This window comes from Nostoc sp. CHAB 5715 (assembly GCF_020829685.1).
GTDB lineage: Bacteria > Cyanobacteriota > Cyanobacteriia > Cyanobacteriales > Nostocaceae > Nostoc.
In genome coordinates this window covers 1-9533 of the sequence record NZ_JAIVFR010000183.1, presented here as the reverse complement: position 1 = coordinate 9533, position 9533 = coordinate 1, and the positions used below count along the sequence as shown (strand labels likewise).

Genomic DNA, 9533 nt, shown 5'->3' with positions numbered 1-9533 from the left:
AACTGAAGTTCCTTGCTAATAGCGAAAGTCATCTAAAGATGACTAAATAATCTGAAAAATCTTTAGTCTACTTCAGTAGACTTTAGCTATGAGCCTTGAACTTTAGTTCGAGGCGGGTGAGGAAGCTTTCAGTTAAGCTACTTTTAGCTTAAGTTGACACCAATGAGCAATGCGCTTTACCCCTACCGCGTGGTCTATTTACCTGAAAATAGCTGTAATGAAAAAATAATTGCTCAACAAAAATTTGAATCTGCCTAATTAATAAATCGGTTAGGACTTACGCAAAAACTCTCTGAAACTCTTATTTCTTCGTGCCCTCTGCGTCGCGCCAGTTGCTTCAAGTCGGGGAACCGCAAGGGCGCACTGGCTTCTCTGTGGTTCGATTTTATTTTCCGTTACCTGTGCGTAAGTCCTGTCGGTGTTTACGGTTGGTACTTCATCCAAACCATCTAGCAAAATTAATAACTTACCTTCTTGTAAGGCTTTGGTAGTAAATTCTGCGTTAAATGGCAACTGACACAACTATACTTCTCTAAGATTAACGCTGCTACACCAGAAACGATTGGGGTTGCCATTGAAGTTCCGTCCCAAGCTTCATAACCACCACCTTGAACTGATGAATAAACTCCGTTTTAGCGATCGCGCTACTGATGTTACTTTAGGTCGAATAATGTAGACACTCATCAAACACTCCTGATTATATCTATATGCTGACTATAGGAATCATAATTAATTATGCGGACATGATATAAAGTGCAAAACTGGTCATATACGGTTTATTATTAGGACTTACGCACGCTCTACGAATTCTTGGCGTTCTTGGCGTCTTGGCGGTTCGACAAATTAAGCTTTTGGGCGATTTTTGCGTAAGTCCTAATTATGACAACTACACCAAGCTTCAATTCCTGGGTTATCTGTCCCCAACCAAATCCTCAAGCCAACTTGCGTTTATTCTGCTTCCCCTACGCTGGTGGTAACTCGGCGATTTTTCGCACATGGCCTAATAATCTACCTAGTAATGTGGAAGTCTGTGCTGTGGAATATCCGGGACGGGGAAGACAGATTCAGTCAGCACCATTGACGCGATTAAAATCTCTTGTTGAAGCGATCGCTCCATTTCTCATGCCATACTTAGACAAACCATTCGCCTTCTTCGGTCACAGTATGGGCGGATTAGTTAGCTTTGAGTTGACCCATCTACTTCGTCAGTATAGTCTTGCTCCCTTTCACCTCTTCATATCTGCTCGTCGCGCCCCGCAAATCCCGCCCACAAAAGCACCCCTCCACATTTTATCAGACCCTGATTTGCAGGGTGAGCTACGCAGTCTTAACGGTACACCCAAAGCAGTACTAGAAAGTATGGAACTGATGCAGATATTCCTTCCCATTTTGCGGGCAGATTTTGCAGTTATAGAAACTTATATTTACACTCAAAAACAGCCACTGGAGTGTCCTATTACTGTTTTTGGTGGTTTGCAAGACCAAGAAGTTAGTCATGAGGAACTGCAAGCATGGCGAGAGCAGACCATCGCTGCTTTCTCATTACATGAGTTCAACAGTGACCACTTTTTTATCCATTCACAGCAAGAATTATTACTTAAACTTATATCTCAAGAATTACAAATGCGTCAGCGTAGCTCGTACTAGTCATGACAGAAGAAGGAGTTAGGAGTCAGAATATAGAATTTTCCTGACTCGCTCAACTTCTTATGTACAATATTTCTACTGTTTATTTTTGGGTAGCGATCGCTAATTTTGCCCCAGGAACCTCACGTACCCGATCCATCACAGCTACCACCTGACCGTGACCAACTTTTTCATCAGCATTAATAATCACTAACATTTCTGAGTTAGAACCAATTAAAGTCCGCACTTGCGCTGTTAAATCATCAACTGCAACTTGTTTGCGGTTCAAGCTTACTACTCCTTGTTCATCTACCGTGATAGTAATTTTAGTAGGAACTTGTTGTTGTTTTGCTGTGGCTGCCTTCGGTAAATTTACTGGTAAACCTTCTGAACGTGTTAAAAACAGAGTTGACATGATGAAAAATGTCAAAATTGCAAATATCACGTCAATCATTGGCACAATATTGATCTGTGCTGGAATATCTGGTTCATCTTGTAGACGCATACGTTTTTTCTCCTCGTTCATAGCGACGGCGGTAAAGTAATTCTAGCTGTCCCCCATACTCTTGAATTAGTGCAATTTGCCGTTGATACAGTCCCCGGAAGGTATTGGCAAACATGAGTATGAATATAGCAACGATCAATCCTGATGCTGTTGATACTAGGGCTTCACTAATCCCAGCCGTAACACTTGCCGTTTTAGTACCTCCCACATCACCAAGATTTAGGGAAGCAAAGGAAGTTATCAATCCTAATACTGTGCCGAGAAGACCTAACAGTGGTGCCAGACTAATGATTGTCTCGAAAAGGTTTTGAAAACGTTTTAACACAGGTATCTCAGCCTGGGCTTCGCTTTCTAACGCCAAACGAAATTCCTCTGGATTTGGCTCCTCTAATTCTAAAGCCGCTAGAAAAATCCGGGCGAGTGGCAAATCTGCGTTTTTCTGAAGTTTATCCATTGCACCGACAACATTATCGAGACGGTAGAGATTCAAAACATCTCGCACCACCCGGTTTTGACGCTGATTGATTTTTACCCAAAACCTAATCCGCTCGATGATCAGTGCCACACCCAACACCGAAAACGCCAACAGGGGCCACATGACGATACCACCTGCTGCAAACAAATTCTGAATTCCCATGTAGTGCCTCTATAACGTCGTCCACAATCCAAAATCAGACTACCAGAATCTAGAGAAAAGCTGAAACTTTTTCTCAATAAAATATAAGATATAATGATAAATTTTTCAAATGTAATGCTCATGACTTTTATTTAATTGTTCGTTTGTTTTACATAAATTAATTTAATTAAATTGCAACAAAAATTAATTTTGTTCAAAAACTATGATATTGATGGTTTGAAAAGATGTTTTTGCTAGTGCAGGGTTCCGTAAGGCGATCGCAAGTTATTTTAATTTTTTAGTAATTTTTTACTTGATATTTGTAACCTTGCATTCTAAAATAGCTAAATTAGTGAGAATAGGTAGCAATAGCTATGAGCTTTTCTGGCATTACTGTCGAGCAACGTTCCAAAGAAGTTGAGGCTCTCAAGTCTTTTCTGACTTACAGTCTGATAGGTTCACTGGCGCTGCATATCGGCGTACTGTCCTCAGGCATAAGTAATTATATAACGAGAGTGCCCACAGGAGAAGAACCAATAGAGTTTGCGATCGTTGATTCTCCGACTGCGGAGCCAGAAAAACCAATCGCACAGATTCCAGAAGAAATAAAAAAAGAACCAGAAGTTGTCCAAAAACAGCCTATAGAAACTCCACCAGTAGAAAAAGTTCAGCAGCAATTTGAACAGATTACAGCGATCGCTACCAAGCCACAGCCGACAAATACACCGTCAGAGGCAATTGCTAGCAAGCTAGAAGTTCCTGTGAAATCTGCACGCATTCCACGAGCAGCTCTATCTAGAGATTCCAAAGCAAGTTCGGCGGGTGGCGGTGGCGGTGGTGGCGGCGGTGGCGGCGGTGGCGGTTCTGGTGTTGGTTTAGGCTCAGGTAGTGGTATTGCTGTAGGTACAAGCAGTGGTACTGGCACTGGCGGAGGTACTGGCACTGGCACTGGCGGTGGCATTGGCAGTGGAACTGGCACTGGCACTGGTAGCGGCACTGGTAGTGGAATTGGTAGTGGAGTTGGCAGTGGCACTGGTAGCGGAATTGGTAGCGGAATTGGTAGCGGCACTGGTAGCGGAATTGGTAGCGGCACTGGTAGCGGAATTGGTAGTGGCACCGGCAGTGGTATTGGCAATGAAGTAGGAAACCGTCCGACAGTAGCAACAGCGCCAACAGCGCCAACACCTCCAAAAATTAACACTTCAGGTAATAGTAATGGTCGTGCAGCCTGCCGCGAATGTAATGCCAAATATCCAGAAGCAGCAAGACGGCGAGGAGTTGAAGGCAGAGTAGAAGTAGCTGTAGATACTGATGCACAAGGTAATGTTACTAATGTGCGGATTGCTCGCTCTAGTGGAAACCGCGACTTGGATGAAGAAACCATCAGACAAGCGCGTGACTGGAAATTAAAACCCGCAGAAGGTGGTAGACAAGGGGTAGCTATAGCCACTGAATTTGCCATAAAAGGTTCACGGCGATCGCGCCAAGTTCAAGAACGGCAAGCACAAAGAGAAGCGCAAGAGAGAACTCGGCAGGCAACTACTGCAAACTCGACACAGCAAACTTCAACACGCAGGCGACGAGAGATAACACCCGCATCTAATGAAGCTAGGGCCACAAGACCAGCAGAATCTCGATTGAGTCGGCGGCTACGTCGTCAACCTGTGGAAAGCGCTGCCCCCAGATCATCATCTCAAACGAGGACAACTCGCACTCAAGGAACTGCAAGAGAGTCCCTACGTAGGATCCGGCGTGAACGAGCGGCTACCAATTCATCACAACAGCCACAAGCAACCACAAATCGGCGGCGGCGAAGAGATAACACTAGCCAGAACAAGTTGCGGGAGTCTTTGCGCGGTTTACGCCAACAACGTCAATCGCAACCTGCTGCACCCAGTCAAGAGTAGCTACAGTGGTTAAAAGTGATGTCCCGCAAGGAACTGAAGTTCCTTGCTAATAGCAAAAGTCATCTGAAAGATGACTAAGATATACCCAAAAATCTTTAGTCTACTTGAGTAGATTAAAGCTTGTAGCGTTGAACTTTAGTTCCAGGCGGGTGAGGAGGCCAACAGTTATTAGTTATCAGTTATAACTGTTAACTCTTAACTGTTGACTGTTCACTGATTTAAGCTATTTCTAGGCTTTTGTTGACACCAATGCAGTTCGGTCTTCTCCTAAAGAGAGAGGTTAGTCGAACTCACCTTAATCTAAATCCGTAGATGGACGCAGATGGACGCAGATAATTTTAATAATTAATTATCGTGTTCATCTATTTTGATTAGTTATGAATGAAGAATTAGCAACTAATTTTAAGCTACACATTAACCACTGGGCTGATACTGCTGCTCGTAAGGCTTTTGTCCGTGATGTTACATTTGAAGGAAGGATGATAAGCGATGTCTACGACGGGCTACGCCTACGCGCTTTTTCTCATCTACAGCAACCAATACCCCACTCTCTACAACATAAGCGGGTATTTTTGTCAAGTAAACTTGCGGTAAGTGTAAATAGTTCAGTGCGGCTCGTGGAGCATAAGTCGCAGGGTTCTTCCCTAAACGAAAAGCTCCCAGAAAGGCAACTTTCTGAACTAGTTAATTGAAATTACTTAATTTAATATCAGGAGTCGTTATTGTGGAAAGTAATAGCAAACAACTCATAATTATTGGCGGAGCCGAAGATAAAAAAGAAGATTGTCAAATCCTACGCGAGTTTGTACGACGCGCTGGGGGTACGAAGGCAAGAATAGTAATTATGACAGCAGCGACAGAACTACCTAGAGAGGTTGGAGAAAATTATATTAGAGTATTTGAACGGTTAGGATGTGAAGATGCTCGGATTGTTGATACGGAAACTCGTGATGATGCATCTTCTTCTAGTGCATTAGAAGCTGTCAGCAAAGCCACAGGAATATTTTTTACTGGAGGAGATCAAGCTCGGATTACAAACGTTATTAAAGATACTGAACTTGACAGAGCTATTCACAAGCGTTTTGCTGAAGGGGTAGTTATTGCAGGCACAAGCGCAGGAGCAGCTGTGATGCCAGATAAAATGATTGTAGAAGGCGATTCTCAAACTAACCCTCGGATGGAAATTGTAGATATGGGCCCAGGTTTAGGCTTTTTGCCTGGAGTAGTAATTGACCAACATTTTTTACAGCGTGGACGCTTAGGGCGCTTAATTTCAGCATTGATACAAGAGCCTGCTGACTTAGGATTTGGTATTGATGAGAATACTGCAATGGTAGTTACTGATAAACAAGTTGAAATCATTGGTGAAGGTTCAGTCACAATTGTCGATGTAGAGGCTACATATAACAATATGGGCGAAATTTTAAAAGATGAGGCTTTAGCGATTTGTGGAGCAAAGCTTCATGTCTTACCGCGTGGCTACAAATTTGATTTGAAAACTCGCCAACCAATCTTAAATGATGGTTCTATGCCAGATGTGTCTGTATTAGCAGGTGCAGGAAATACTTAACTTTGAACAGATACGTTTAAGTTCGGTAGCTAAATAGTGAGGCAGAACATCCAAAGCGAGATATCTTTGTTAGTTATCAAGCCAAGTTCTTCGCCGTGCTAGTTGCGATCGCTAGTTCCCAGTTCTTAACCGTGAATAAAAAAGTAGGCAGTCATGCTGAAGGCAACAATCATGACAAATTTCCGAATTAAATGCGGTTCAAGTTGACGAGCATAATGGGCGCTTAAGTAACCACCAAGAGAACCACCTACTGCCATCAAAATAGCTTGATGCCAAGCAATCACACCTGCAAAAATAAATGGAACGATCGCAATACCATTGATACAACTTCCTAAAAATGTCTTAAAAGCATTCATTGTGTGAATACTTTTAATACCTAAAAACGTTAGAGTTGCTAGCATTAAAATCCCTATACCTGCGCCAAAGAAACCGCCATAGATTGCGATCGCTAGTTGAGCCAGTATCAAATTAAACAATGGTACAGATTCCGGTGATGTATTCTGGTTTTGACGCTGCAACCACTTTTTGAAGGGTTCGCCAAAGGTAAATGCCAGGGTTGCTAGCAGCAATAGATAGGGAATCAGCTTTTTAAAGACATCTGGCGATGTATACAACAAAGCTACCGAGCCAATTATTCCACCAACTAAACTGACACTACATAAAAGTAAAAAATCTCGCCGCTCGATACCTAAATCTTTACGATATGCTCCAGCACTTGCGAGGGAAGCCACCCAAATCGCGGTATTATTGGTGGCGTTAGCTGCGATCGGGGGTACACCCGTAAAGATGAGAGTTGGAAAGGTGATAAAGCTTCCACCACCGGCCACAGCATTTAGCCCACCTGCAACGAAAGCGGTACTAAAAAGAAGTAAGCTGTGGAAAAGCGTTAATGATGGCGGCATTATTTACGAATTATAAGGAGGATAAAAGAACCGTTAGGTTGCCCAACACGATAAAAAGTTTCCTTAGAGACGACTTGATTGTATTTAGGACTTACGCAAAAATCGCCCAAAAGCTTAATTTATCGAACCGCCCTTCGGGTTCACCAGTCGCCTACGGCGGGAAACCCGCCTACAGCGCTGGTTCACCAAGACGCCAAGAACGCCAAGAATTCGTAGAGCGTGCGTAAGTCCTAGTATTGTTAAAACCACTGGAATAACAAACCAGATGAAGTTTGAGGAAATCAAAGCCGTCGCTTCAAAAACGCTGCCAGTTCAATCAAAACTATACCAAGGAACTGACGCTCACAGGTTCAGGAGCAGTCTTTGTGGTGAACTGGTTCACCGGACGGGGTAAACCAAGATTTTCGCGCAAAGTACTACCTTCATACTCAGTACGAAATATTCCTCGGCGTTGCAGTTCGGGAATTACCAAGTCTACGAATTCCTCTAAACCCCCAGGTAGCCAGGGCGGCATAATGTTAAATCCATCAGCCCCACCATTGACGAACCAATCTTCTAACTGATCGGCAATGTGTTCTGGTGTTCCGAGAATCGTTCGATGTCCCCGCGCTCCTGCAATCCACAAATACAGTTGTCGGATTGTTAAATTCTCTCTGCGGGCAAGATCGGTGATCAACTGCAAGCGGCTTTTGCCACCGTTGGTATCAGGTAGATCCGGCAGCGGCCCATCTAGGGGATATTTAGACAAATCATGGCCACCCACTAGCCCAGAAAGTAGCCCTAATCCGACCAGGGGATGGATCAACTCCTGAAGTTGCTCATATTTATCCTTAGCTTCTTGCTCAGTCTTACCAATCACTGGGAACACCCCTGGCATAATTTTAAGATGGTCAGGGGAACGTCCGTATTTAGCCAATCTCCCCTTGACGCTGGTGTAGAAGGTTTGAGCTTCTGCCAATGTCTGTTGTGCAGTGAAAATCGCCTCTGCTGTTTGGGCAGCTAAATCCTGACCCGCTTCGGAAGATCCAGCTTGTACGATTACTGGATATCCCTGTGGTGGACGCGCCACATTGAGCGGGCCGCGCACCGAGAAATATTTACCCTTGTGGTGGGGAACATGCAACTTTTCTGCATCGAAGTAAATACCTGACTCCTTATCGTGGAGAAAAGCATCGTCTTCCCAACTGTCCCAAAGTTTGGTGACAACATCCACAAATTCCCTCGCCCGTTCATAGCGCAGCGAGTGTTCTAGGTGGTTTTCTTGGCTAAAATTCTGCGCTGCGGCTTCAGCAGAGGAGGTTACGAGATTCCATCCGGCACGACCACCACTGAGATAATCTAGTGATGCAAACTTGCGGGCGAGATGAAAAGGTTCATCATAAGTTGTTGATGATGTCGCCACCAACCCGATATTTTCTGTCACCGCAGACAGAGCCGACAATAAGGTTAAAGGTTCAAAGTGGACGCTGAATTGTCCCGAACGGCTAAAAGCCTCAGTCCCTTGCCCTCTATCCCAGACAGCCAAACCATCAGCGAGGAAAAGCATATCAAATTTACCCCGTTCAGCCGTTTGTGCCAGCTGCTTATAATGTTGGAAGTTCAAACCTCCATCAGCCGGGGTGTTGGGATGTCGCCATGCTGCGACGTGATGACCACTACCGGGTAAAAATGCTCCGAGTTTAAGTTGTTTTTTTGTACTCATGTTTATATTTGCGAGGGCGTACTTATGCTTTTTTCGTTCTCTTGTTTGGAACAAGAAAATGTTAGTTATTAAGACTCTGGTCTTGTTGCTTGGATGGAGGATCGTTTAGAGAATTCATCGTACCAATTAGCAAGTTTTGAATATTTTTGCCGCCATTGCAGATCAGGAAAACGGATCTCTAGTCCAAGTGCAGAGGCGAGGGTTATATGAGCAAGTTTTGGAGTTTGGTCGAGTTTATCTGATATCTTCTCGAAGTAGTCCAAAATTCTCAACGCTCGCTCACGCTCAAACTCGATCACCCCAGGAGACTGCTCACTGAGAGGACGCCTTAACTCCCGTACCCAAACAGCAATGCTATCTATGAACCCACCAGTCATACCTTCAAGTTGCTGTAAAAAGCCATTAGAAATGTCAGCAACTAGTTTGATCTCAGGATTTAAGTGATTCAGATAGGCACAAATTATACGTGTTTCACTCAAAATAAATCCGTCGTCAGTCGCTAGCGTTGGAACTTTACCTGTAGGGTTGTAATTCAATAGGTCGCTGTTTGGATCTCGTGCAATGACTTTTTGCGTTTCGATGCGATCGCACAGATTCAATTATAGTGTTGCTACCCGTGCAATGCGTGCATAGGGTGAGTTAGGTGTATAGAAGAGTTTCATAAAAAAGCGCGATTTTGATTAGATACTAGGTTCAAATATTTAT

General features: G+C 43.9%; 12 protein-coding genes. 5 read left to right on the top strand and 7 right to left on the bottom strand.

The window, feature by feature from the left end; genetic code table 11:
* Nucleotides 1–270: 270 nt before the first annotated feature.
* Together LC574_RS12360 and LC574_RS12355 are read right to left on the bottom strand one after the other, a co-directional pair.
* Nucleotides 271–513, bottom strand: a complete 243-nt coding sequence (locus tag LC574_RS12360; RefSeq protein ID WP_229453791.1) for a hypothetical protein — start codon at nt 511–513, stop codon at nt 271–273.
* Nucleotides 459–575: a hypothetical protein gene (locus LC574_RS12355; protein WP_229453789.1), complete on the bottom strand. Its 117-nt coding sequence runs from the start codon at nt 573–575 to the stop codon at nt 459–461. The genes LC574_RS12360 and LC574_RS12355 overlap by 55 nt, the downstream gene beginning before the upstream one ends.
* 304 nt (nt 576–879) lie before the next feature.
* Between LC574_RS12355 and LC574_RS12350 the strand changes: the two genes are divergently transcribed.
* The gene (locus LC574_RS12350; protein WP_229453788.1) at nt 880–1647 is read left to right on the top strand and encodes a thioesterase II family protein; all 768 of its coding nucleotides are present in this window, start codon (nt 880–882) and stop codon (nt 1645–1647) included.
* Nucleotides 1648–1729: 82 nt separating this feature from the next.
* On the opposite strand, the gene LC574_RS12345 is transcribed toward LC574_RS12350, so the two are convergent.
* A complete protein-coding gene (locus tag LC574_RS12345) occupies nt 1730–2131 on the bottom strand; it encodes a biopolymer transporter ExbD (protein ID WP_229453787.1) in 402 nt (133 codons plus the stop codon).
* The gene (locus tag LC574_RS12340) at nt 2115–2768 is read right to left on the bottom strand and encodes a MotA/TolQ/ExbB proton channel family protein (RefSeq protein WP_229453786.1); all 654 of its coding nucleotides are present in this window, start codon (nt 2766–2768) and stop codon (nt 2115–2117) included. The genes LC574_RS12345 and LC574_RS12340 overlap by 17 nt, the downstream gene beginning before the upstream one ends.
* A 353-nt stretch (nt 2769–3121) precedes the next feature.
* Between LC574_RS12340 and LC574_RS12335 the strand changes: the two genes are divergently transcribed.
* The 3 genes from LC574_RS12335 (at nt 3122) to LC574_RS12325 (ending at nt 6224) form a co-directional block, all read left to right on the top strand.
* Nucleotides 3122–4654, top strand: coding sequence for an energy transducer TonB (locus tag LC574_RS12335; RefSeq protein WP_229453785.1), 1533 nt, complete (start codon nt 3122–3124; stop codon nt 4652–4654).
* Between the two features lie 377 nt (nt 4655–5031).
* Nucleotides 5032–5346, top strand: coding sequence for a hypothetical protein (locus LC574_RS12330; protein WP_229453784.1), 315 nt, complete (start codon nt 5032–5034; stop codon nt 5344–5346).
* Between the two features lie 29 nt (nt 5347–5375).
* Nucleotides 5376–6224: a cyanophycinase gene (locus LC574_RS12325; protein WP_229453790.1), complete on the top strand. Its 849-nt coding sequence runs from the start codon at nt 5376–5378 to the stop codon at nt 6222–6224.
* A 125-nt stretch (nt 6225–6349) separates the two neighbouring features.
* On the opposite strand, the gene LC574_RS12320 is transcribed toward LC574_RS12325, so the two are convergent.
* Nucleotides 6350–7126, bottom strand: coding sequence for a sulfite exporter TauE/SafE family protein (locus LC574_RS12320; RefSeq protein ID WP_229453783.1), 777 nt, complete (start codon nt 7124–7126; stop codon nt 6350–6352).
* On the opposite strand from LC574_RS12320, the gene LC574_RS12315 reads away from it, so the two are divergent.
* Nucleotides 7114–7353 (top strand): hypothetical protein, encoded by a 240-nt coding sequence (locus LC574_RS12315; RefSeq protein ID WP_229453782.1) that lies wholly within the window; start codon nt 7114–7116, stop codon nt 7351–7353. The two genes, LC574_RS12320 and LC574_RS12315, sit on opposite strands and share 13 nt — an antisense overlap.
* A gap of 95 nt (nt 7354–7448) precedes the next feature.
* Here the strand turns inward: LC574_RS12315 and LC574_RS12310 are convergent, their stop codons facing one another.
* Complete coding sequence (locus tag LC574_RS12310) at nt 7449–8828, bottom strand: LLM class flavin-dependent oxidoreductase (protein WP_229453781.1); 1380 nt, start codon at nt 8826–8828, stop codon at nt 7449–7451.
* A 68-nt stretch (nt 8829–8896) separates the two neighbouring features.
* The gene (locus LC574_RS12305; protein ID WP_229453780.1) at nt 8897–9427 is read right to left on the bottom strand and encodes a glutathione S-transferase N-terminal domain-containing protein; all 531 of its coding nucleotides are present in this window, start codon (nt 9425–9427) and stop codon (nt 8897–8899) included.
* Nucleotides 9428–9533: the final 106 nt, after the last annotated feature.